Genomic DNA, 23,518 nt, shown 5'->3' with positions numbered 1-23,518 from the left:
TCCTGGATAGACCTGTAAGCTTGACCAGGGTAAATATTGCTATCGGGAAATAAGCGTGTCATTAACTTATGTTAGCAATGCGAAAAATTATAATTAACCATAGGAACGACTTAAAGCGCGGTAGGATATAGCGTCTATATCTTTCGTTTAGATGGTTTTCGGATTTACTGAATTCATCGACATTGCGGAGGCAATCACGCTTTTCAAAGTTCATGAATGCCCCGATTTCGATGAAAATACCGACTGGCTCTTTGCACGGTTATTGGACTGCAAGACCGCAATGCGGTGGACATACTTTATTTTGCAATCGATTTGATTGAATCGAGTAAGTACCCTAACTGTGATTATTGGATGTAACTTTTCCGAAAGGCTGTCTGAAAAATTTCGGAATTCGCTCTAATGGGTTGGAAATGCATAGTGGCAAGCAGACCACAGACCCATCGATTGAAGCGCTGATTGGTTTATTGGAGGCCCCTCCAATTCTCGCCAAGCTGGAAGCGCGGGAAACAGACGCGCTTTCGTCCCTCACTATTATTGAAAATGACTTTGCTGCCGATGCCACAATCATTGAGCAAGGTGCGCGCATCAGGAGCATTCATCTCGTGCGCTCCGGTTGGGGGTGTGTATATCGCGATCTGTCGAGCGGCGAACGACAGATCATCGACTTCCCCATGCGGAGCGATTTTCTTGGGCTTCGAACGGCCGATGGCTACAGCTACAATACGATAGCGGCCATCACCCCCATGTCGGTTTTCGAGATTCCGCTTGCCTCGCTGGAAGCCTCTATCGAGCGTGCGCCCCGTCTTAGTCTGATCCTTATCGAGCTTCTTGCACGCCAGCGATCAATGCTGATCGAGCACCTTACCAATATCGGATGCCGTGCCGCATTCGTCAGAACTGCGCACCTTTTTCTCGAGCTTTCGGATCGGGTGCAATCGTGCGGGATGGACGATCCAGATTCCTTTTATTGCCCGCTAACACAATATCAACTCGCCGATGCTCTGGGATTGACGCCGATACACCTCAATCGGATGCTGCGTGACCTCCGCGAAGAAGGGCTTATCCTGTTCCGTTCGAACCGTGTGGAAATACTGGACCGTAAACGCCTGGTTGCCCTTGCCCAGTACGACGGAGAGTTCATGCGTATGTCTGTGTTCGGAAGAAAAGAATAGAGCCAAACTTTCGGGAAAATGGTCGGAGTGAGAGGATTCGAACCTCCGACCCCCTCGTCCCGAACGAGGTGCGCTACCAGGCTGCGCTACACTCCGTGACCACGTGGTCTTGACCATTGAGGCGGCTTATAACGCCCCCAATTTCAAGCCGCAAGTGTATCTTATGGTTTTTTTAATGCCCGACCCGAAAAGTTGGAAATGGCGTCAAGCGCGTTGCATGTGAAAGTAAGACACTCTAACCGTCTGTTTCCAAAATCCATCAAACCATAGAAAAAACGGGTTTTGTGCCACCGCCAAAAGCCACAAAATTGGGATTGGCAAAACCCGCAACACCTTCACTGGCGCGCTGGCCATAAGAAAGCGGCGCTCCCTCGAAAGTCGTGGTGAGACCGCCGGCGGCGCGCAACACGGCATCGCCGGCTGCTGTATCCCATTCCATAGTCGGGCCGAAACGTGGATAGATATCGGCCTCTCCACTGGCGATCAGGCAGAATTTCAGCGATGAACCGATGGAAACGTAGCGACTGATCCTATTGTCGCTGAGGAACTTCTCCGTTTCCAGGTTTTTATGTGACCGGCTGCAAACCGCCACCCGCTCGGCCCCGTGAACACGCACCCTTATCCCGCGCCGTGTTCCAACTGCATGATCTTTGGTCGTCGCTATTTCTTCAGCACCGTTGCTGTTCCCAATAAACAAGCGATTGCGAACGGGTGCATAAACGATGCCGAGAACTGGAGCGCCATCCTCGATCATGCCGATATTCACGGTAAAATCGCCGTTTCGTAGCAGAAACTCACGCGTACCGTCCAAAGGGTCCACCAATAGAAACCGGCGCCCCAACTGTGAGGGCAAGCGCCCCGCCGCCACTTCTTCTTCGGCCACGACCGGAATATCCGGGACAACGGAAGCGATGGCCGCAAGAATGATGGCTTCCGCGTCACGATCTGCTTCCGTGACCGGGGAAGAATCTTTCTTGCTGTGAACCGCGCAACCATTGGCATAATGCTTCATGATAACGCGCCCCGCCTCGAGTGCAGCTTCCTGCAGAACGGCCAGCATTGCTTCGCCGTTCTGATCGGCTTTTGGGGAGGCTGAAATCTTCATTGCTCAAATTGACCAGGAATCGCTGCCATAACTGCCGATGATACCACGTTCGGCAAGATATTTTTCTACTTCTCCGACGAGCTCGTCAACATCACGCCCCGCCGTGCTCAGACGAAGTTCGGGAGATGTTGGTGGCTCGTACGGAGAATCAACACCGGTGAAAGCCTTGATCTCGCCGCGCAAAGCCTGCGCATAAAGCCCCTTCGGGTCACGCGCAATACATTCCTCTAGCGGTGTATCCACGAATATCTCGACAAACTCGCCTTCAGGCAACCGGGAACGAATGCGATCCCGCTCGCTGCGAAATGGCGAAATGAAGGAGACCAGCACAACCAGTCCGGCATCAGTCATCAACCGGGCGACTTCGCCAACACGGCGGATGTTTTCTGCCCTGTCCTCTTCTGAAAATCCCAGATCGCTGTTGAGACCATGACGGACATTGTCGCCATCCAGCAGGTAAGTGTGTTTGCCCAGCGCATGAAGTCGCTGTTCCAGCCGGTTTGCAATGGTGGATTTGCCGGAGCCGGACAGACCCGTGAACCAAAGCACAGCCGGTTTCTGGAACTTCTGCGCCGCACGTGTGTGTTTGTCGAGGTCGAAGGACTGGAGATGCACATTCGTCGCCTGACGAAGAGCGCTATCGATCATTCCAGCACCGACAGTCGCGTTGGTAAGTCTGTCGATCAATACGAACGCGCCAGTTACACGATTATCGGCATAGGGATCGAACGCGATGTGATCCACCGTTTGGAGATGGCAAAGTCCGATCTCGTTGAGATCAAGACGGGATGCTTCCCGACGGGTGAAACTGTCTACGTCGCTTCTGTATACGATATCGTTGATCGTCACCGGCGTCTGATCGGTTTCGGTACGCAGAATATAGGAACGTCCAGGATGCAACGCCTCTTCGCCAAACCAGACGATATTGGCCGCGAACCGATCAGCCACTTCTGGACGGGCTTCCATCCCTACCAGCATATTGCCGCGCGAGACCTCGAGTTCATCCTCCAGCACCAATGTGACTGCCTGCCCTTCGGATGCTTTCAACAGATCGCCATCGTGGGTGGCAATACGTTTTACACGGGATATCTTGCCTGATTTGGCAACCACGACGGGATCACCAGCGCTGATCGAACCGGATGCCACCGTGCCGGAAAAGCCGCGAAAATCGAGATTGGGCCGGTTCACATATTGAACAGGGAAGCGGAAAGGCTTTGCCGCTGTCTCCGCGTCAATGCGCACGGTCTCCAGATGTTCAAGCAGATTTGGTCCTTCATACCAGTCCATGCGCAGCGATGGCAGGGTGACATTGTCGCCGAAACGAGCCGAAAGCGGGATCGGCTGTATACTGACAAAGCCTAATTCTTTGGCGAAGCCCATATAGTCGGCAACAATGCGTTGGAAGGCTTCTTGCGAAAAATCGACCAGGTCTATCTTGTTTACGGCCAGAACGACGTGACGAATACCAAGTGCTGCAGCAATGAAGGAATGGCGCCGCGTCTGGGTCAGCACGCCCTGACGCGCATCGACAAGCACGATAGCAAGATCGGCTGTCGACGCACCGGTCGCCATGTTGCGCGTATATTGCGCATGGCCCGGCGTGTCCGCGACAATAAACTTGCGGCGTGGTGTCGAGAAGAAGCGATAGGCGACATCGATGGTGATGCCCTGCTCCCGCTCGGCCTCCAGGCCGTCAACCAGTAATGCGAAATCGAAATCGTCATCCGTGGTGCCAAACTTGCGACTATCATTTTTCAACGATGCCAGCTGGTCCTCGAAAATCAGCTTCGTGTCATAGAGCAGACGTCCGATCAGCGTTGATTTTCCGTCATCCACTGACCCGCAAGTGAGAAAGCGCAACAGTGTCTTGCGTTCCTGATCCGCCAGGAAGTCGCTGACTGTAGCATTGGGTGCGACAGGCTTGATTATTGCATTCATCAGAAATAGCCCTCGCGCTTCTTCTTTTCCATTGAGCCGGCTTCGTCACGATCAATGGCGCGACCTTGCCGCTCGGATGTGCGGGCAATCAGCATTTCTTCAACAATAGCGGAAAGGTCAGCCGCGCTTGATTCAATTGCACCAGTCAGCGGATAGCAGCCAAGCGTGCGGAACCGCACCAATCGGCTTTCTACCTTTTCGTCCGGGTGCAACTTCATACGATCATCATCGACCATGATCAGCATGCCGTCGCGCTCCACCACCGGACGGTGCGCTGCAAAGTAAAGCGGCACGATAGGGATATTCTCTTGCAGGATGTACTGCCAGATGTCGAGTTCTGTCCAATTCGACAGTGGAAAAACGCGGATCGATTCCCCTGCTGAAACGCGCGTATTATAGATTTTCCACATTTCTGGGCGCTGGTTTTTGGGGTCCCAGCCGTGTTGCGCATTGCGGAAGGAAAAAATGCGCTCTTTGGCGCGCGATTTCTCCTCGTCGCGGCGAGCCCCTCCAAAAGCCGCATCGAACTTGTACTTGTCGAGCGCTTGCCGCAAGGCCACGGTCTTCATCACATGCGTGTGGACGTTCGATCCGTGGCTAAAAGGGCCAATGCCGTCACGCACACCATCCTCGTTGATATGCACGAGCAGCTCGAAGCCCTTTTCACGCGCCTGAGCATCGCGAAATTCGATCATCTCTCGAAACTTCCATGTCGTATCAACATGCAGAAAAGGGAAAGGCGGCGGTGCGGGATAGAATGCCTTCATCGCCAGATGCAGCATCACCGACGAATCCTTGCCGATCGAATACAGCATCACCGGGTTGGCGAAGGTTGCAGCAACCTCACGAAAAATATGGATAGCTTCCGCCTCAAGACGCTGAAGATGCGTCAGGTTCTTGGTCAGGGATGCATGATGCACGACTACTTACTCCCGGCAACCGGATAGGGTCTCGATACTGGCGGAAGGGATGGCCCAAGATCAGGAAATGGGCCTTCATCCGGCGCAGATGTGACAAAAGCCACGGTGCCGGCATTGTCGTGAAACGATGCAGAAAAGTGAAAGAAACCTATCGCGTATTGCAACTGGCTTGCGCGAAAACTTACCGTATTTGCAAGTGGAGCCAGAACAAACTTGCGCGCGCCGGGAAAAGCCGAATTTTAATCAAGCTACGGAAAATCATACAATTTTTGTGAAATTTAACGGCTCTTCGCTCCGGAGCTGCCCGTCATTCGGACAGCTCCGGAGTAAATCATTACTTGGCGAGGCTCGCCTGAACATCGTTCAGTGTCGCTTCGAGCGCGGATACCATAATATCGATCTGCTGATCGTTGATGATGAGTGGTGGACAGAAGGCAAGCGTGTCGCCCATTGCGCGAGAAATAACGCCGCGTTCCTGAAGAACAGCATTTGCCTTTGCGCCGAGAGCACCGGTCGGCTCAAGACCCGTCCTGGCCTGCTTGTCGGTGACAAGCTCGACACCGGCAATAAGACCAACGCCGCGCACTTCGCCAACCAGCGGATGATCCTGCAAACCGCGCAAGCGTTTTTGCATATAAGCGCCACGGTCACGAGCATTGGCAACCAGATCGCGCTCTTCAATGATGGCGAGGTTTTCCAGCGCTACAGCCGCGGCCACCGGATGGCCGGATGCTGTGAAACCCGTGCCAAGTGTACCAATCTTGTGGCTTTCTTCGGCAATCGGCGCATAGACACGCTCATTGATGAGGAAAGCCGAAATTGGCAGATAGGATGAGGAAAGCTGCTTCGACATGACCAGAATGTCCGGCTTAATATCGAAAGTCTGACTGCCGAACAAATTGCCCGTCCGGCCAAATCCGCAAATGACTTCGTCAGCGATCAGCAGAATATTGTAGCGCTTGAGAACCGCCTGCACCTTCTCCCAGTAGGTTTTGGGCGGCACGACCACGCCGCCAGCCCCCATCACCGGCTCGCCAATGAAAGCAGCGATGGTGTGTGGCCCTTCAGCAAGGATCAACTGCTCCAGCTCATCCGCCAGTCGCGTTGCAAACTGCTCCTCAGTCTCCCCCGGCAGTCCTTCACGATAGTGATGCGGACAAGCCGTATGCAGGATACGGTCGATTGGCAGATCGAAGGAACGGTGGTTGTTCGGCAGCCCAGTCAGGCTGGCGGAGGCGATCGTTACACCATGATAGCCACGCTTGCGCGATATGATTTTCTTGCGCTCCGGTTCGCCCAGCGCATTGGAACGATACCAGATCAACTTGATGACCGTATCATTAGCCTCGGAGCCTGAATTGGTGAAGTAAGCCTTGCTCATCGGCACGGGCGCCATCGAAACGAGCTTTTCAGCCAAATCGATGACAGGACCATGCGAACGGTAAGAGAACGTATGGTAGAAAGGCAACTTCTTCATCTGTCGTGCGGCTGCTTCGGCCAATCGCGGCTCCGAAAAGCCCACACCGACACTCCAAAGCCCCGACATCGCCTCAATGTAACGCTTGCCGGTTCCATCTTCGACATAAATGCCATCGCCGCGCTCAATGACAAGCGGGCCTTCCGCTTCGAGGCGGACAGCATCGGTATAGGAATGGAGATGATAACGGATATCGCGGGCTTCAAGAGAGTTTGGCTGAGCAGTCATTCATTGATCCTCCGGGAAAGATAATGAATTTGTAGCCCGTTTCAGAAAAAGCGCAAACCGGAAAGCCGCTGAAAGATGCCCTTCGGAACAATCCGCCGAGGGACTTGGAAGATACTTAGAGAAGTCCGAACGTGCGGGCTTTGGCGACCGCCTGAACCTTGTTGACCGCAACCAGCTTCGTAAGCACGTTGCTGATATGGAAATTTACCGTACGTGTGGAAATATTGAGGATCGTGCCGATGATCTCGGCAGTCTTTCCTTCACTCGTCCAGCGCAGGATTTCCCGCTCGCGCATCGTCAGGTTTACTTCAGAAACGCAATTCATCGCTGGAACATCGAGATGCTCATACATCGAAAGATGCAAAAGATTTGCTGAGATTTGCATCTGGCGCCGCAACATCGAAATCTCACCGGAAGATAATGCCGGACCATTTCTCAGAAAAGACAACATTCCGAACACGCCTTGAGCAGCCCAGCATGGCTGGGAAATCCCAACCTTGAGGCCGAAGCGCTGTGCATCCGCCCAGATCTGCGGTACTTCTGCAAACAGCTTTGGTGACCAGACCAATGGCTCAATGCTGTTCAATGCCTTACGAATCAAGGGATCGACATCCGCATATTTTCTGGCCACATAATGATCGGTCCATTCCTGGGGCAACGATCCAAAGCTGAGCCATTTGACCACGCCGTTCAGCAGCGGAACGCGCATGACATAAGCCGCATGTGCAAATCCGCACTGCTTGGCGTAGGTATCTATGTATTCAAGGAGCTGTCCGGCATTGTCAGCAGATTGCATGGATTCATAAATCTGTTCCCATTTCATTGCAGACTTCCCAAAGAAAAATATAACTATTGATGATTATTGAAATTCGAAGCATTTGAATAAAATGCCAATATATCACTAGCACATTCCTGTATTTTTTTTCAAATACTAATCGTAAACATATGATACATCACTGGATAAATATTAATTTATTCTAATTTAAAATATGCTTTATTAAAAAGTAAATTATGCCATAAGCGAAAGCGAATTCTAAACCTGCAACTTGTTTTCAATCCCAAAGCCGGTTCCCGCTTTTGGAGACGCGCTCCAACGCGCATCTTATTCCGAAAGCCGTTCCACACTTTTCGGAATGCCATCTAAAAGAACATGCAGGGCCAAGCCGGCGCAGCCGCATCGGCTGGTTTGTTGCCGATACACCATTACAAACCAGTCAAACGCAAACGGCGCATCTGTCAAAACTACGGGTATATGAGATTAGGTTAATTTGACTGCGGCAGTTATCACGCCGCAGCCTCTTCCGAAGTTGTGCGCGGGGTGTAATTGAGGATCGGCGCGAGCCAGCGCTCGACCTCCTCGACCGGCATGCCCTTGCGGCTCGCATAGTCCTCGACCTGATCGCGTTCGACTTTCGCAACCCCGAAATAATAGCTTTCCGGGTGGCCGATATAAAGACCCGAGACAGAGGAACCGGGCCACATCGCATAGCTCTCCGTCAATTCCACGCCAGTGTTTGCAGTCGCATCCAGAAGGCGGAAAAGGGTCGTCTTTTCGGTGTGGTCGGGTTGGGCTGGATAGCCCGGAGCGGGACGGATGCCCTTATACGGCTCTCCGATCAGTTCTTCGGGTGTATAGGTTTCATCAGAGGCGTAGGCCCAGAACTCCCTACGCACGCGCTCATGCATCAGTTCTGCAAAAGCTTCTGCGAAGCGATCCGCGAGCGCCTTCACAAGAATGGCCGAATAGTCGTCATTGGCGCGCTCAAAACGCTCAGCTATCGCCACTTCACCAATACCTGCTGTCACGACGAAGCCGCCGACATAATCCGGCTTTCCGCTTTCGAGAGGCGCTACGAAGTCAGACATCGCCACGTTCGGGCGACCATCGCGCTTGCTCAATTGCTGGCGCAGCGTGAAGAAGCTCGCAAGCTCCTGACTGCGGCTTTCGTCGGTGAAAAGGCGAATATCGTCCCCCACCGCATTGGCTGGCCAGAAGCCGACGACAGCTTTCGGCGCGAACCACTTTTCGTCGATGATCTTTTTCAGCATCGCCTGCGCATCGTTCCAGAGCTGCCGGGCGGCCTCGCCCTGCTTCTCGTCTTCAAGAATGGCAGGATAGCGCCCCTTCAACTCCCAGGTCTGGAAGAACGGCGTCCAGTCGATGTAGCGGGCAATTTCGGCCAGATCGTAATCATCGAAGGTTTTCGTACCGGTGAATGTCGGCTTTACCGGTACAAAACCATCCCAGTCGAGCTTGTGTGCGTTGGCACGGGCACGAGCGATCGGCAGGCGCTGCTTTTCGGCTTCGTTGCGCGCATGAGCGGCTGCCACCTTGGCGTATTCTCCGCGCAGACCGTCAACATAGGCCTGCTTGCCTTCCGGCGACAGCAGGCTGGAAACCACGCCAACCGCGCGGCTGGCATCAATAACATACACTGCCTGTCCACGCTCATAGCGCGGATGAATCTTCACCGCCGTATGAACACGACTGGTTGTAGCACCGCCGATCAGAAGCGGAATATCGAAACCTTCGCGTTCCATTTCCGCCGCCACATGCGCCATTTCGTCGAGCGACGGCGTGATAAGGCCGGAAAGGCCGATAATATCCACGTTTTCGTCACGCGCCACCTGCAGAATCTTCTGCGACGGCACCATCACACCAAGATCGATGATCTCATAGTTGTTGCAGGCCAGCACGACGCCGACGATATTCTTGCCGATATCGTGCACATCGCCCTTCACGGTCGCCATCAGCACCTTGCCGGCGCTCTGACGTTCTCCCCCGCCATTCAGGCGCTTTTCCTCTTCCATATAAGGCAAGAGAACCGCCACGGCCTGCTTCATCACACGGGCGGATTTGACGACCTGCGGCAGGAACATCTTGCCCGCGCCGAACAGGTCGCCGACCACATTCATGCCAGCCATCAGCGGGCCTTCGATGACATGCAGCGGACGTTCGGCAGCAAGACGCGCTTCTTCCGTATCAGCTTCAATATATTCGGTAATGCCATTGACCAGCGCATGTTCAAGGCGCTTTTCAACCGGCCATTCGCGCCAAGTGAGATCCTGCGTCTTGGCTTCCCTGGAACCTGAATCACGGAAACGTTCGGCGATTTCCAGCAGACGTTCCGTCGCGTCGGATCGGCGGTTCAACACCACATCCTCGCAGGCCTCGCGCAATTCCGGATCGATGGCATCGTAGACCGCCAGCTGACCGGCATTGACGATGCCCATATCCATGCCCGCCTGAATGGCGTGGTAAAGGAACACGGCATGCATCGCCTCACGCACAGGCTCATTCCCACGGAAGGAGAAGGACAGGTTCGACACGCCGCCAGAGACATGGACATGCGGCAAGGTCGCGATAATCTGCCGGGTCGCCTCAATGAAATCGACGCCGTAATTGTTGTGTTCCTCAATACCCGTCGCGACTGCAAAGATATTCGGATCAAAGATAATGTCTTCCGGTGCAAAACCGACCTGCTCGGTCAGTATCTTGTAGGCACGGGTGCAGATTTCGATTTTGCGCGCCTCGGTATCTGCCTGCCCCGTTTCATCGAAAGCCATGACCACAACCGCCGCGCCATAGGCGCGGACAAGTTTTGCGTGATGAATAAAGGCTTCCTCGCCTTCCTTCATCGAGATGGAGTTGACCACCGCCTTGCCCTGAACGCATTTCAGGCCAGCCTCAATGACTTCCCATTTGGAGCTGTCAATCATGATCGGCACGCGGGCAATATCCGGCTCGGCAGCAATCAGATTGAGGAACTCGACCATTGCCTTTTCGGAATCGATCAGTCCCTCATCCATATTTATATCGATGATCTGGGCGCCATTGGCGACCTGATCGCGCGCGACGTCGAGCGCTGCTGCGAAATCACCAGCCTTGATGAGTTTGCGGAAGCGGGCAGAGCCAGTCACGTTGGTGCGTTCGCCGACATTGACGAAAGGAATATCCTCTGTGAGCGTGAACGGCTCAAGGCCCGACAGGCGCATCAGCGGCGCAACCTTGGCGGGCTTGCGCGGCGGATGTTTCGCGACGGCCTCGGCAATGGCGCGGATATGCTCCGGCGTCGAACCGCAGCAGCCGCCAACCACATTGACCAATCCATCACGGGCGAAGCCTTCGATCTGGGCAGCCATCGCTTCCGGGGTTTCGTCGTACTGTCCAAACTCGTTTGGCAGACCGGCATTCGGATAGGCACAGATGAAGGTATCGGCAATGGTCGACAATTCGTCGAGGTGCGCACGCATGGCGTTCGCGCCCAGTGCGCAGTTGAGACCGATGGTGAACGGCTTGGCGTGACGCAGCGAATGCCAGAATGCGGTCGGCGTCTGCCCGGAAAGGGTGCGACCGGAAAGATCGGTGATCGTGCCGGAGATCATCACCGGCAGGAAAATACCCTTTTCCTCAAACACTTCTTCCGAGGCAAAGACAGCAGCTTTCGCATTCAGCGTGTCGAAGATGGTTTCAATCAAAATAATGTCGGAGCCGCCATCAATCAGACCCCGGATTTGCTCTGCATAGGCGATGCGCAAATCGTCGAAGGTGACGGCGCGATAGCCGGGATTATTGACATCCGGCGAAAGCGAAGCGGTGCGGTTTGTCGGCCCCAGCGCACCCGCAACGAAACGGCGGCGACCATCCTTCTGCTCGGCACGCAAGGCCGCACGACGGGCAAGGCGCGCGCCATCGCGGTTCAATTCGTAGACCTGCTCTTCCATGCCATAATCGGCCTGGGCAATTGTCGTGGAAGAAAAGGTGTTCGTTTCTAGAATATCCGCGCCCGCAATGGCGTAGGCATAATGAATTTCCTCGATAGCCTTGGGCTGCGTCAGCGTCAGAAGATCGTTATTGCCCTGAAGCTGACAGTCGCAGGCACCGAAGCGTTCACCCCGAAAATGCTCTTCATGGAAACCTAACCCCTGAATCTGTGTCCCCATCGCACCGTCGAGGACCAGGATACGCTCGCGCGCCGCCTTGGTGAGAGCTGCGAGTACTTCTGAGCCATCCGGCTGCGCAACCGTCGCACCAAAAAGATCTTCGAGGGAAGAGGCCATAAAACACCGCCTGAATTCAATCTGTTATGAAGCAACGGGGTCTGTTCGGACACATAAACCTGAATTGCTCTCATACGTACATCACGAAAGTCGCTTAATGACATAAACATATCTTTATGTCAATTCAGAGCAAGTATCTCCCCGCCTGTTCCGCAGAGATCACCGTTCTATTGCCGGACCCAAGAAATTGTGACCGTGCCGGGTCACCGCTCTGCCACAATGTCCGGCCTAAAATGAGCGCAGGGACGATATGAGTTGTTTATTTTTACGCGCATCCTATCCGAAAATTGTTTCCATTTTTCGGTCCGCGCTGTGAGGAGAAACTTATGAAAAAGTTTGCTTGCTCCCTGTTTGCCGCATGTTTATCACTCGGCATGGGACTATCCGCTGCCGCTGGAGCCGCGAATGCAGCACAGCCGTCTTTGATGGCGACGCCGTCCGCCCAGACTACAACACCGAATGTGCAAAACGTTCAGTATTACGACTATCGTGACCGCCGACACTGGCGGGAGCATCGCCGTCACTGGCGGCATCACCGTCCATACTATCGCTATGATCGCCGTTATTGGGGACCACCACCTGCTTATCGCTACCGTTCAGCCCCCGTCTATCGTGGCGGCAACCCGCATATACGGTGGTGTTATAACCGCTATCGCTCCTATCGAGCCTACGATAACACGTTCCAGCCTAATTATGGGCCACGACGCCAGTGCTATTCGCCCTATCTCTAAAGCGAAAAAGCCCCGGTTTCCCGGGGCTTTATTTTCCAGATAAACTGGTTCAAAATTCAGGTTACATAGGCACCGATCGAAGCGGCGACCAGACCGATCGCAACCGCAATCATCACGCCATAAACACGCGGCTTGTCAAACAGGACGGCAAAAGCCGCGAACCAACTGACCACCGCAGCGCCTAGCGCGAATAAAAAGCCCGGCTTGTCGCCGTGGTACAGGTTAGCCGCCATGAGGCCGCCGATAATCAGCGCACCAAAAACGATCATCAACCCTGTGGCATATCGCTCGTAATCGTCCATTTAAATTCCTCGGTTCCACTCCCGTCGCGACGGACAGCGGAAACTCTCGTCAATCCGTTTGGCCATTTGGGGGCATTGGCCGGTCGCCATCACACAATCATTATTCGTGTCGTTCTTCAACCATTTCACTGCGCCAATATCCGCAATTGTTACGACTTTTCACGTGAACGTTCTTTTCGTTACCCGATAACAGGCATTTTTGCCGTTCAAAATCATGTTAATACTATTTCCATGGAATCGTCAGGCGTCACCATTTTTGAAACCGAGATCGGACCGTGCGGTATTGCCTGGCGCGGCCAGACGATTGTGGGCGTCGAGATCGGAGATGCTGACGAGAAGGAAACCCGCCATCGGCTCGGTGAGCGTTTCCCCGGTGCCGAAGATATTCCTGTGCCCACCTTCGTAAGCAATGCAATCCGGGGTGTGCGCGCACTTCTGACAGGTGCCAAGGTTGATTTTTCAGGTACACCGCTAGCGCTGGACGCCCAGCCCGATCTCAACCGACGAGTCTATGAAATCATCCTTGAATTGAAACCGGGCGAGACGACAACTTATGGCGCGATTGCCCGAAGGCTCGGCGATGTGAGTCTCTCACAGGCTGTCGGTTACGCACTGGGCAAGAACCCGTTTCCGATCATTGTTCCCTGCCACCGGGTGCTCGGTGCCAATGGCAAGGTCGGCGGCTTCTCGGCGGCAGGCGGAACGGCGACGAAATTGAAACTTCTCAATATCGAACGAGCAAGAACCTCCAGCGAGCCTGATCTTTTCGGCGGCCTGCCATTACAGGAAAGACCCCAGGCTGACTTCTAATCAGCGCCTGTCTGTCACCACATCGGCTGAAAAGCGCAATTCGCGCATCGGACGCACCAGTTGTGTCGTTGCATCATAAGTGGGATGTTTCTTGAAGGCAAAAAGTGCCTCCTCATCCTTGAATTCGGCATAAACGACCAGATCGATACGGTCGCACATTGGATCGACCTTGGAATTCGGCAAAACTTCAAAAAGATCGGCATGGGGAATGGTGCCGAGTTGCTCCAATCCCCTTTTGACGGTCTCGATATCCTGACCTTGCTTGACGCTGAAGAAAACAATATGCCGTATCACGCCGCGACTCCCTGAAATTGGTGAGGCGTGTCTAGCGCATCAAGGCGCGTAAAAAAATGGCAAACTTAACCGATGTGCTTAACTTGCCTTGACGCGCCGCCAGGCGAACCCGCCCTCTTCCGGTATCGAACCGCGCCCTGGCTGATAATAGCCGGGCGTATCGACGAGACGATTTTCACCGAGACGGTTCTGGGCAACCTTGTTGGTAACCTGAAGACTGTCAAACCCGGTGCGCAGCATCAGGGCGGCCTGATCGATCAGTACATCGCCAACGGCGCGCAATTCACCCGCAAAGCCTTCGCGGCGCAGAATCTCGGCCTTGGAGTATGAGCGTCCGTCATTGAACGCGGGAAACTGCAAGGCGATCAGCGGTAAGCTGCCCAAGTCCTCCAGAAGCGGCTCAATCGCTTCTCCGGGGGCAACCGAAACGCCAATCCGCCGATTGGAGGCGCGACGGCGTTCCTCATCCAGTCCGAGCCAGACGGCGAGCGGAATGATGATCGCCGGGGCGTCGCCCGCCGCTTCAAGATCGTCGGCAAAGACATAATCATCTTCGCGAAAACCATCGGCAGACCAGAGTTTGGTTTCGTTGATATCACTCATTTCCGCTCGATGGCTCCCAATGTCTTAAGGCTGTCGGCAAGGCCAGTCAGATGGATGCCGCATTCTGTCTTTTCCGATCCCGCCCAGCGTCCCGCACGCTGGTCTTCGCCATCGCTCACGGGCCGCGTGCAAGGCATGCAGCCGATGGAACGATAGCCCTGTGCAGTCAGGGGATGCGGCGGCAGATCGTGCTTTTCGGCATAGGCATTGAGGTCGGCTGCCTGCAAACGCGCCAACGGATTGATACGTATGCGCGGGCCCACGGATTCAAACACCGGCAAGCTTTCGCGCGTCGATGCCTGAAACTGCTTGCGGCCGGTCATCCATGCGCGATAGGGCGCGACAGCGCGCGCCATCGGCTCGACCTTGCGGATGAAGCAGCAGCGGTCCTTGTCGGTCATCGACAGCGCGCCGAACGGGTCTTCCGTCTTGAGACTATCCTCCAGCGGCAGGATATCCTGCACATTGGTCAACCCCAGCCGGTCCACCAAATCATGACGATAGTCAAGCGTTGCCCGGAAATGCTTGCCCGTATCGAGAAACAGTACCGGTGTCGCCGGATCGACTTCCGAGATCATATGCAAAAGCACAGCCGATTCCGCCCCGAAGGAAGACACAACCGCGATCTGCCCCCCATAGAGGTCATGCGTGGCAAGCGCGATCACTTCCTGCGGGGAAGATGCGCCGTGGCTTGCCTCTAACAGTCGTGCTTCAGCGGCAGCACTTTCCTCAGCATCAAGCTGCACGGCTTATTTCTCCATAAAGCGCGCGTTTGAACGGTTCCATGCCGACGCGGCGATAGGCGGCAAGGAAGTTTTCCTCCGGGCCTTCGCGCAGGGCGAGATAGGTATCGACCACCGTTTCGATGGCATCCACCACTTCTTCCGACGAAAAGCCGCGACCAGTGATTTCACCGATAGTCGAATGCTCATCCGCCGAACCGCCAAGCGTGATCTGATAGAGTTCCTCACCCTTCTTCTCGACGCCCAGAATACCGATATGGCCGACATGATGATGGCCACAGGCATTGATGCAGCCGGAAATCTTGATCTTGAGATCGCCGATTTCAAGCTGGCGCTTCTGGTCACCGAAACGTTCGGAAATGCGCTGCGCCACCGGAATGGAGCGCGCATTGGCAAGGGCGCAATAGTCAAGACCGGGGCAAGCGATGATGTCGGTGATGAGACCGGCATTCGGCGTCACCAGACCGTCTGACTGCAGCAGATCGTAAACGGCTGCGAGATCCGCCTTGGCCACATGCGGCAGAACCAGATTCTGCTCATGGCTGACGCGGATTTCATCGAAGGAATAGGTCTCGGCAATATCCGCCACCAGTTCCATCTGCTCGGCACTTGCGTCGCCAGGAATACCGCCGATGGGCTTCAGCGAAATGGTGACGACCGCATAGTCCGGGTTCTTGTGTGGCGTGACATTGCGTGCCACCCAGCTTGCAAAATCCGCATCGGCCTTCTGAGTGACGGCCAGCACTTCCCAGCCTTCCGGTCGTTGTGGCAGGTTGGGCATACGGAAATAGCTTTCGATGGCGTCGATATCGCGCTGTGGCAATTTCAGTTCGCCATGACGGATTTCTTCCCACTCGGAATCGATCTCGCGGGTCAGTTCCTCGACACCGGTTTCGTGAACCAGAATTTTTATGCGCGCCTTATACTTGTTGTCACGACGGCCATGCAGATTATAGACGCGCACGATTGCCGTCACATAGGTCAGCATGTCCGCGATCGGCAGGAAGTCGCGGATTTTCTTCGCCACCATCGGTGTGCGGCCCTGACCGCCGCCAATATAAACGGCCAGCCCGAAATCGCCCGCCTCGTTCTTCTTCAATTGCAGGCCGATGTCATGCACCTGAATGGCGGCGCGGTCATGATCCGAGCCGACAATGGCAATCTTGAACTTGCGCGGCAGATAGGAAAACTCTGGATGCAGCGAAGACCACTGGCGCAGAATTTCGGCGAAAGGACGCGGGTCGGCTACTTCGTCGGCAGCAGCGCCCGCGAAATGATCGGCGGTCACATTGCGAATGCAATTGCCGGAGGTCTGGATGGCGTGCATCTCGACTTCCGCCAGTTCTTCCAGAATGCGCGGCACGTCCTTCAAAGCGGGCCAGTTATACTGGATGTTCTGGCGCGTGGTGAAATGGCCAAAGCCGCGATCATAGACGCGCGCAATGTGGCCGAGCTTTCGCAATTGCCGGCTAGACAGCGTGCCGTAAGGGATCGCCACGCGCAGCATATAGGCGTGCAATTGCAGATAAAGGCCGTTCATCAGACGCAGCGGCTTGAACTGGTCCTCAGTCAGCTCTCCACTCAGGCGGCGCTCGACCTGATCCTTGAACTGGGCAACGCGGGCCGCAACAAAATCGCGGTCAAATTCATCATAACGGTACATAGTCTAAATCCGGTTTCAGAGCATTTCCAGCAAAAGTGGGAACCGGTTTTGCGTCCGGAAATGCGTCAACAGATATTACGAGGCGCGCTTCAATTCAGGCTTTTCGACCGGCAAATCGCCGAACGTCACAATGGTCGGGCCGGAAAGGCGGATGCGTTCGCGCAAACGGATCGGGTACAGCCCCTCCTCGCGTTCCTCGACATCGATCACATTCACATCGACGACCAGATTGGCTTTCGAGGCAATCTTTCCCGCGTCTTCAAGCGCCTCGACGGCCTCTGCATGACGGGCGACCAGCGCGCCGTCGATGGTTTCCTGCCAGGAGCCATCGGCACCGAGCCACACAGCCTGCCCGTCGATCAGCCGGTTTGCAGTGAGAACTTTTACGACCATTTCCAAACTCCAAACTTTTGTTGACCGCGCATCCTGCGGGGTCAGGCTGCAACGGAAACCGGCTTGAGGGCCAGCGCTTCGGCTTTGTCGATTGCGGCACCGGCGACGGCATCGCCAATGATCACCATGACCGGACCGTAAAGCTCCTTGCGGTTTTCCAGATCCGGCAAATCCTTCAGTGTGCCATGGAACAGGCGCTTGTCCTGCCGGCTCGCATTCTCCACCACCGCCACGGCGGTATCTTCGTGCAGGCCCGCACCAATCAGGCGTGCGGCAACGGAAGCCGCCACCGTCGATCCCATATAGACTGCGATGGTCGCGCCAGAGACGGCGAGCTTCGCCCAGCCCGGCAGCACATCACCCGTCATGTCATGGCCGGTAGTGAACACCAGCGACGACGCGACACCGCGCAGTGTCAGCGGCAATTCCATATCGGCAGCGGCAGCAAAGGCCGAGGTGATGCCGGGCACGATTTCGAAACCGATACCGGCGGCACGCAGCGCCGCCATTTCTTCGCCTGCGCGCCCGAAAACCAGCGGATCGCCGGATTTGAGCCGCACCACGCGCTTGCCTTCCCGCCCCAGCGCAACCAAGAGGCGATTGATGTCTTCCTGGCTTTTTGAATGGCAGCCCTTGCGCTTGCCGACGGCAAGACGCTCCGCGTCACGGCGGCCCATGGCAATCACGTCTTCCGGCACCAAGGCATCATGCACGATCACATCGGCTTCCATCAAAGCGCGGTGAGCACGAAGGGTCAGCAGGTCTTCGGCACCCGGACCAGCACCAACCAGCCAGACATATCCAGTGGCCTTATCCCGTTGTACAATCAGGTCACTCGCGGCCTTATAGGCTTCCGCGCGGTCGCCATTTTCAATGGCGCGGGCGATACGGCCCGAAAAAAAGCCGCGCCAGAAACTGCGCCGCGCCAACCCTTTGGGCAGAGCACGTTCGACCAGCGGACGCCAGCTTTCGGCAAAATGCGCAAGCTCGCCAAGACGCGGCGAAAAAGCGGCATCGATACGCGCGCGAACCATTTGCGCCAGAACGGGCGCCGCTCCCTCTGAACCGATGGCAATCGTCAGCGGCGCACGGTTGACGATGGCGGGTGTCAGAAAATCGCAGAGCGCCGGGCGGTCGACGACATTGACAGGAACCTTCTCAGCCTTGGCCACAGCAGCGATGGCGCGGTCCTGCTCTTCATCGCCAGTCGCTACGAAAACAAGCTTCGCCCCTGCAACATGTTCCGGCGCGAAAGGTGCCACGACATGTTCCGCACCGTAGCTTGCGATGAACTCGGCCAGATGAGGTTCGGCTTCTTCGGCAACAATGCGAAGGCGCGCGGATGTTTGCCCCACAAGGCGCGCCTTGTTGAGTGCTTCCTCGCCGCCGCCCACGACGACAACCACCTCTTCCGACACCCGGAAGAAGGCAGGAAAGTCAGCCAACAGACGCTTTTGCGAAAAAGACATGAGCACCATCCTTTTAAGATGGCGCCATTATCCTTTGAGCGGCGCAATTTTATAAGAAACGGGCTTGCGTGCGAAAATGACGCCGCGCATCACTTTTTCTCAAATCAGGCAATTGCAGGATTTTCATTCCCGGAAGCAGGGTAAATATACCCTACAATTTTTATAGGATTTACATAGACTTATGGGTAACTGCCAGCCGTGAAAAATGCCGGCAGATGTTTTGGCCACCGTCGCGGCAGCACGACGATCAGATCGAAACGCAGCGACAGACGGGCATGGTCAGGCTGACGTTGCAGCCACAGATCGGCTGCGGCTTCAATACGGCGCATGGCTTGTGGTGTGACGGCGAGTTGTCCTGCTTCTAAGCTGCTCCGTGCCTTGACCTCCACGATGAGCACCAGATTGCCCCGCCGGGCTATCAGATCGATTTCACCGAGCTTTGTGCGATAGCGCCGCGCGATAATCCGAAAGCCTTTCATAAGAAGTAGCGCGGAAGCAAAGCGTTCGGCGCTGTGTCCGCGAAAGAAAGCCGTTCGCTTTTTCTCGCGGAGATCGGTCATCGCTGCTCCGATTTCAGTTGCATGAGACGCTGGTAGAGAACCGATTTCTGACCGCCGGTCATGCGCGCCGCCTCACCTGCAGCCTTGGATGGTGGCAATTCGGCGGCAAGCGACAGAAGCAGCTTGTCGATGTCTTCCTCGCTTTGCGGAATGGCATTGCCCGTCGGCGGCCCCACCAGCAAAACCACTTCACCGCGAATACGATCCTCGCCGTCAAACTCCGTTGCAAGCTCTCCGAGTGTGGCGGTGCGGATGGTTTCATAGGCCTTGGTCAATTCGCGGCAGAGCGCGCCCAGACGATCGGCCCCGAACACTTCAGCCATTTCCGCCAACGTCGCCGCCGTCCGATTCGGCGATTCATAAAACACCAGCGTTGCGTCGATGCCCTTGAGGCTTTCAAGCTTCGCCTGCTTCTGCCCGTGCTTGGACGGCAGAAAGCCGCAGAACATGAAGGCGTCGGTCGGCAGGCCCGAAGCGGCAAGCGCGGCCAGAACAGCGGAAGCTCCCGGAATAGGAACAACACGAATACCCGCCTCACGTGCTTCGCCGACCAGACGAAAGCCCGGATCGGATACGAGCGGCGTGCCTGCATCGGACACCAGCGCAACACTTTTGCCCGCAGCCAGTGCCGCAATCAGCTTTTCACCGGCTTCGGCCGCATTGTGCTCGTGATAGCTGATGGGACGGCGCGCTATACCGTAACGGTCGAGCAGAACACGGGTCACGCGTGTATCTTCGCAGGCCAGAATATCGACGGAAGCCAGCGTTTCGATACCCCGCAGGGTCATATCGCCGAGGTTTCCAATAGGGGTCGAGACGATGTAGAGAGCGGGCTCAAGCGGCCGGGCGCGCATCGTCGTGCCACCGACCACATATTCCCGTCGCCCCTCGCTTGTTTCTTCCGTCATCATGCGTCCTTTATGCAGCCAGATCGGCGACCAGCGCATCCAGCACCAGCGCGCCGTCCGGCGTTGCGCGAATGAAGCTGCCGCTCATCGGCTCGATCATGCCTTCCGCAATGAGTTTCGCAAGTCGCTTTTGGTCAACCGCGTGGCCAGAAAGACGCTCATACCGGGCAAGATCAATGCCTTCGCGTAAACGCAAGCCCATCATCAGAAACTCGTCGCCTTCCTGATCGCCATCGAGATATTCTTCTTCAATAATGCCATGGCCGTTGCGTTCGACCTTATCCAGCCAGGTTTCAGGATGTTTTTCGGTCATGGTAACAGTACGAATATCATTTTCCACGAACCGTCCATGCGCACCGGGACCGATGCCGACATACTGCCCGTAGCGCCAGTAAACGAGATTGTGCTGTGACTCGCGCCCCGGCACCGCATGGTTGGAAATCTCATAGGCCGGGAGACCGTGCTCGGCTGTCACCCTTTGCGTTTCCTCATAAAGCGCTGCCGCGTGATCCGGCTCGGGCGTGGTGAGTTTGCCAGCCTTCCAGAGATTATAGAACTGCGTGCCTTCCTCAATGGTCAACTGATAGAGCGAGAGGTGATCGGCGGCCAGCCCAATGGCTTCCTTCAGTTCCTCCCGCCAGGCCCCGATGGTCTGGTTCGGGCGCGCATAGATCAGATCGAAGGAAAGACGCGGAAAAATCTCGCGTGCAAGCCGGATTGCCGCCTTGGCTTCCTCCACCGAGTGCATGCGGCCAAGACGACGCAAATCGGAGTCGTTCAGCGCCTGAATGCCGAGCGACACACGATTGACGCCTGCAGCGCGATAGCCGCGAAAACGATCAGCCTCCACACTGGTCGGGTTAGCTTCGAGCGTTACCTCAATGTCCGGTGCCACCGACCAGTTGGATGCGATCCCATCGAGAAGCGCTCCAACCGTTTCAGGCTGCATCAATGATGGCGTGCCTCCGCCCAGGAATATGCTGGTGATCGTGCGTGGGCCGGTGCGCTCGCGCAGCCTTTCCATCTCGCGAAGAAAGGCTTCAGAAAAACGCGCCTGATCGACCGGCTTGTGACGAACATGACTGTTGAAATCGCAATAGGGGCATTTTGCCAGACAGAATGGCCAATGCAGGTAAACGCCAAACGCATTTTCCCCGTTTGCACGCGCGATCGGGATCGCCCCGGCAGCATTGGCGCGCGCAGAATCTATGGCCTGCAAAGGGGGAAACAGCTTGTTCATTTCGCGGGTGCCGGCTCTACATTAAGCGCCTTTTCGGCAAAAAGCTTGAAGGCTCGCGCACGGTGCGACAAGGCCGAAGCGTCACCCGGTTTCCAGCCATGCTTCTCATCGGCAGTCATTTCGCCAAAAGTCTTTTCATAGCCATCGGGCAGGAAAATCGGGTCGAAACCGAAACCTGTATTGCCACGCGGTGGCCAAACAATCGCGCCCTCGACTTCGCCACGGAAATATTCCGCCTCCCCATCCGGCCAGGCAAGGCAGATGACGGATACGAAACGCGCCTTGCGCTGCTGTGGTGCAACGGCGCCTTTTTCTTGCAGCAGATTCTCGACTTTCTGCATCGCCATGTCGAAATCGCGCCTACCGTCTTCCGTCTCCGCCCAGTTCGCCGTGTAGACACCCGGATCACCGTCAAGCGCATCGACCATCATGCCCGAATCGTCCGAAAGCGCGGGCGATCCCGTTGCTTCGGCGGCCGCAAATGCCTTGATATAGGCGTTTTCCTCGAAGGTCGTACCGGTTTCATCCGGCTCTGGCAGGCCAAGAGCGGCAACCGAACTGATCTCGAAGCCAAACGGGCCAATCAGACCGTCGAACTCCTTCAGTTTACCCGCATTGTGCGAAGCGACGATCAGCTTGCCCTGTTCCAGTTTTCTCATCTTTAGTTCCACAGTTTGGGTTCGGCAATCTCCAGAGAATTGCCGGACGGATCACGGAAATAGATCGAATGTGCGCCATTGGGCCAATCAAACTCTGCCTCAATTGCTATGGCATGTTTTGCCAGATGGTTACGCCAGCTCTCCATTTCCTCGCGGCTCGCTGCAAAACATACATGGCCTGGACCGCCTGTGCCGTGCGGCGGTACGGGCAAGTGTCCCGGCAAAGAAGGCTTCAATGTCTCTTCGGCCTTGAAGAGAAGCAATATGCCGTCGCCGCACCGGAAAAATGCGTTGCGTTCGCTGACTTTCCCGACCGCAACGAGTCCCAATATGTCGCGATAGAACTTGACCGCCTCGGCGACATCACGGACATAGAGCGCGGTTTCAAGGATGCGGGATGCGCGCATGGAAGAGGTCTCCTCGCCATCTGGAGCAGACCTCGTTCCTATCAGGCTACAGCCATCTTCTGCAAGGACACAAGGCGATCAATGCCGCCACGAGCGAGCTTCATCAGGCTGCCAAACTCTTCTTCCGAGAATGGCGCACCTTCGGCCGTTCCCTGGATTTCGACGATTCCGCCCTTGCCCGTCATCACGAAGTTGCTGTCGGTCTCGGCAACGGAATCTTCCGCATAGTCCAGATCGAGCACCGGTTCGCCCTCATATATGCCGCAGGAAATCGCCGCAATATGGTCTTTCAAGACCTTTTCGACCCGCACCATCTGGCGCGCTTCCATCCAGCGCAGGCATTCATGAAGCGCCACCCATCCGCCGGTGATCGCGGCCGTGCGCGTTCCGCCATCGGCCTGGATGACATCGCAGTCCACAGTGATCTGTACTTCGCCAAGCGCCTGCATATCCACCACGGCGCGCAGGGAGCGTCCGATCAGACGCTGGATCTCCTGCGTGCGTCCGCCCTGTTTTCCGGCAGCGGCCTCACGGCGCATGCGATCGCCGGTGGAACGTGGCAGCATGCCGTATTCCGCCGTGACCCAGCCCTTGCCCGTATTGCGCATCCAGCCGGGCACTTTTTCCTCAAGGCTTGCCGTGCACAACACGTGCGTATCGCCAAACTTGACGAGACAGGAGCCTTCGGCATGTTTGGAGATGCCGCGCTCGAAAGAAACAGCACGCATTTCGTCAGCAGAACGCTTGGATGGACGCATAGAAAATTCCTCAATTCATTTTTCCGGTGCGGCTTTTTAGGCTTCCCGGACGTAAATAGAAAGCCATTCTGCCCGAA

General features: G+C 55.8%; 22 protein-coding genes and 1 tRNA gene. 3 read left to right on the top strand and 20 right to left on the bottom strand.

Annotated features, from left to right (window positions below):
- The first annotated feature begins 410 nt into the window (after window positions 1-410).
- A complete protein-coding gene (locus FJQ48_RS00335) occupies window positions 411-1,172 on the top strand; it encodes a Crp/Fnr family transcriptional regulator (RefSeq protein WP_139973234.1) in 762 nt (253 codons plus the stop codon).
- Between the two features lie 19 nt (window positions 1,173-1,191).
- Here FJQ48_RS00335 and FJQ48_RS00330 read toward each other — a convergent pair.
- From FJQ48_RS00330 to metH, 7 genes are all read right to left on the bottom strand, one after another.
- Window positions 1,192-1,268 (bottom strand) — tRNA-Pro (locus FJQ48_RS00330).
- Between the two features lie 163 nt (window positions 1,269-1,431).
- Window positions 1,432-2,277: a 3'(2'),5'-bisphosphate nucleotidase CysQ gene (cysQ, locus tag FJQ48_RS00325; RefSeq protein ID WP_139973233.1), complete on the bottom strand. Its 846-nt coding sequence runs from the start codon at window positions 2,275-2,277 to the stop codon at window positions 1,432-1,434.
- 3 nt (window positions 2,278-2,280) lie between these two features.
- Window positions 2,281-4,215, bottom strand: coding sequence for a sulfate adenylyltransferase subunit CysN (gene cysN / locus FJQ48_RS00320; RefSeq protein WP_139973232.1), 1,935 nt, complete (start codon window positions 4,213-4,215; stop codon window positions 2,281-2,283).
- Complete coding sequence (gene cysD, locus FJQ48_RS00315) at window positions 4,215-5,135, bottom strand: sulfate adenylyltransferase subunit CysD (RefSeq protein WP_139973231.1); 921 nt, start codon at window positions 5,133-5,135, stop codon at window positions 4,215-4,217. Before cysD ends, cysN begins: the two co-directional genes overlap by 1 nt.
- A gap of 334 nt (window positions 5,136-5,469) precedes the next feature.
- Entirely contained in the window at window positions 5,470-6,840 is a 1,371-nt protein-coding gene (locus FJQ48_RS00310) for an aspartate aminotransferase family protein (RefSeq protein WP_139973230.1), read from the bottom strand.
- A gap of 115 nt (window positions 6,841-6,955) precedes the next feature.
- The gene (locus FJQ48_RS00305) at window positions 6,956-7,663 is read right to left on the bottom strand and encodes a LuxR family transcriptional regulator (protein WP_139973229.1); all 708 of its coding nucleotides are present in this window, start codon (window positions 7,661-7,663) and stop codon (window positions 6,956-6,958) included.
- A 461-nt stretch (window positions 7,664-8,124) separates the two neighbouring features.
- Entirely contained in the window at window positions 8,125-11,901 is a 3,777-nt protein-coding gene (gene metH, locus FJQ48_RS00300) for a methionine synthase (protein WP_139973228.1), read from the bottom strand.
- A gap of 326 nt (window positions 11,902-12,227) precedes the next feature.
- Between metH and FJQ48_RS00295 the strand changes: the two genes are divergently transcribed.
- Window positions 12,228-12,632 (top strand): BA14K family protein, encoded by a 405-nt coding sequence (locus FJQ48_RS00295; protein WP_139973227.1) that lies wholly within the window; start codon window positions 12,228-12,230, stop codon window positions 12,630-12,632.
- A gap of 56 nt (window positions 12,633-12,688) precedes the next feature.
- Here the strand turns inward: FJQ48_RS00295 and FJQ48_RS00290 are convergent, their stop codons facing one another.
- Entirely contained in the window at window positions 12,689-12,934 is a 246-nt protein-coding gene (locus tag FJQ48_RS00290; RefSeq protein ID WP_010658028.1) for a hypothetical protein, read from the bottom strand.
- A 231-nt stretch (window positions 12,935-13,165) separates the two neighbouring features.
- Between FJQ48_RS00290 and FJQ48_RS00285 the strand changes: the two genes are divergently transcribed.
- On the top strand, window positions 13,166-13,744 hold the full coding sequence (locus tag FJQ48_RS00285; protein WP_139973226.1) for a methylated-DNA--[protein]-cysteine S-methyltransferase: 579 nt from the start codon (window positions 13,166-13,168) through the stop codon (window positions 13,742-13,744).
- Here the strand turns inward: FJQ48_RS00285 and FJQ48_RS00280 are convergent, their stop codons facing one another.
- The 12 genes from FJQ48_RS00280 to rph form a co-directional block, all read right to left on the bottom strand.
- Entirely contained in the window at window positions 13,745-14,038 is a 294-nt protein-coding gene (locus FJQ48_RS00280; RefSeq protein WP_139973225.1) for a Dabb family protein, read from the bottom strand.
- A 78-nt stretch (window positions 14,039-14,116) separates the two neighbouring features.
- Window positions 14,117-14,641, bottom strand: a complete 525-nt coding sequence (locus tag FJQ48_RS00275) for a DUF934 domain-containing protein (RefSeq protein WP_139973224.1) — start codon at window positions 14,639-14,641, stop codon at window positions 14,117-14,119.
- On the bottom strand, window positions 14,638-15,387 hold the full coding sequence (locus FJQ48_RS00270; RefSeq protein ID WP_139973223.1) for a phosphoadenylyl-sulfate reductase: 750 nt from the start codon (window positions 15,385-15,387) through the stop codon (window positions 14,638-14,640). The genes FJQ48_RS00275 and FJQ48_RS00270 overlap by 4 nt, the downstream gene beginning before the upstream one ends.
- Window positions 15,377-17,047, bottom strand: a complete 1,671-nt coding sequence (locus FJQ48_RS00265; RefSeq protein WP_139973222.1) for a nitrite/sulfite reductase — start codon at window positions 17,045-17,047, stop codon at window positions 15,377-15,379. The genes FJQ48_RS00270 and FJQ48_RS00265 overlap by 11 nt, the downstream gene beginning before the upstream one ends.
- A 75-nt stretch (window positions 17,048-17,122) precedes the next feature.
- Entirely contained in the window at window positions 17,123-17,440 is a 318-nt protein-coding gene (locus tag FJQ48_RS00260; RefSeq protein WP_139973221.1) for a DUF2849 domain-containing protein, read from the bottom strand.
- A gap of 41 nt (window positions 17,441-17,481) precedes the next feature.
- The gene (gene cysG, locus FJQ48_RS00255) at window positions 17,482-18,918 is read right to left on the bottom strand and encodes a siroheme synthase CysG (RefSeq protein ID WP_139973220.1); all 1,437 of its coding nucleotides are present in this window, start codon (window positions 18,916-18,918) and stop codon (window positions 17,482-17,484) included.
- Window positions 18,919-19,088: 170 nt separating this feature from the next.
- Complete coding sequence (locus FJQ48_RS00250) at window positions 19,089-19,469, bottom strand: YraN family protein (RefSeq protein WP_139973219.1); 381 nt, start codon at window positions 19,467-19,469, stop codon at window positions 19,089-19,091.
- A complete protein-coding gene (gene rsmI, locus FJQ48_RS00245) occupies window positions 19,466-20,377 on the bottom strand; it encodes a 16S rRNA (cytidine(1402)-2'-O)-methyltransferase (RefSeq protein WP_139973580.1) in 912 nt (303 codons plus the stop codon). The genes FJQ48_RS00250 and rsmI overlap by 4 nt, the downstream gene beginning before the upstream one ends.
- Window positions 20,378-20,387: 10 nt before the next feature.
- A complete protein-coding gene (gene hemW / locus FJQ48_RS00240; RefSeq protein ID WP_139973218.1) occupies window positions 20,388-21,617 on the bottom strand; it encodes a radical SAM family heme chaperone HemW in 1,230 nt (409 codons plus the stop codon).
- Window positions 21,614-22,276, bottom strand: a complete 663-nt coding sequence (gene rdgB, locus FJQ48_RS00235; RefSeq protein ID WP_139973217.1) for an RdgB/HAM1 family non-canonical purine NTP pyrophosphatase — start codon at window positions 22,274-22,276, stop codon at window positions 21,614-21,616. The genes hemW and rdgB overlap by 4 nt, the downstream gene beginning before the upstream one ends.
- Before the next feature lie 2 nt (window positions 22,277-22,278).
- A complete protein-coding gene (locus FJQ48_RS00230; RefSeq protein WP_139973216.1) occupies window positions 22,279-22,683 on the bottom strand; it encodes a VOC family protein in 405 nt (134 codons plus the stop codon).
- 41 nt (window positions 22,684-22,724) lie between these two features.
- Window positions 22,725-23,441, bottom strand: a complete 717-nt coding sequence (rph, locus tag FJQ48_RS00225; RefSeq protein WP_139973215.1) for a ribonuclease PH — start codon at window positions 23,439-23,441, stop codon at window positions 22,725-22,727.
- Between the last annotated feature and the right edge of the window lie 77 nt (window positions 23,442-23,518).

This window comes from Ochrobactrum sp. CGA5 (genome assembly GCF_006345815.1).
Lineage (GTDB): Bacteria > Pseudomonadota > Alphaproteobacteria > Rhizobiales > Rhizobiaceae > Brucella.
This window is presented reverse-complemented; position numbering and strand designations above follow the sequence as displayed.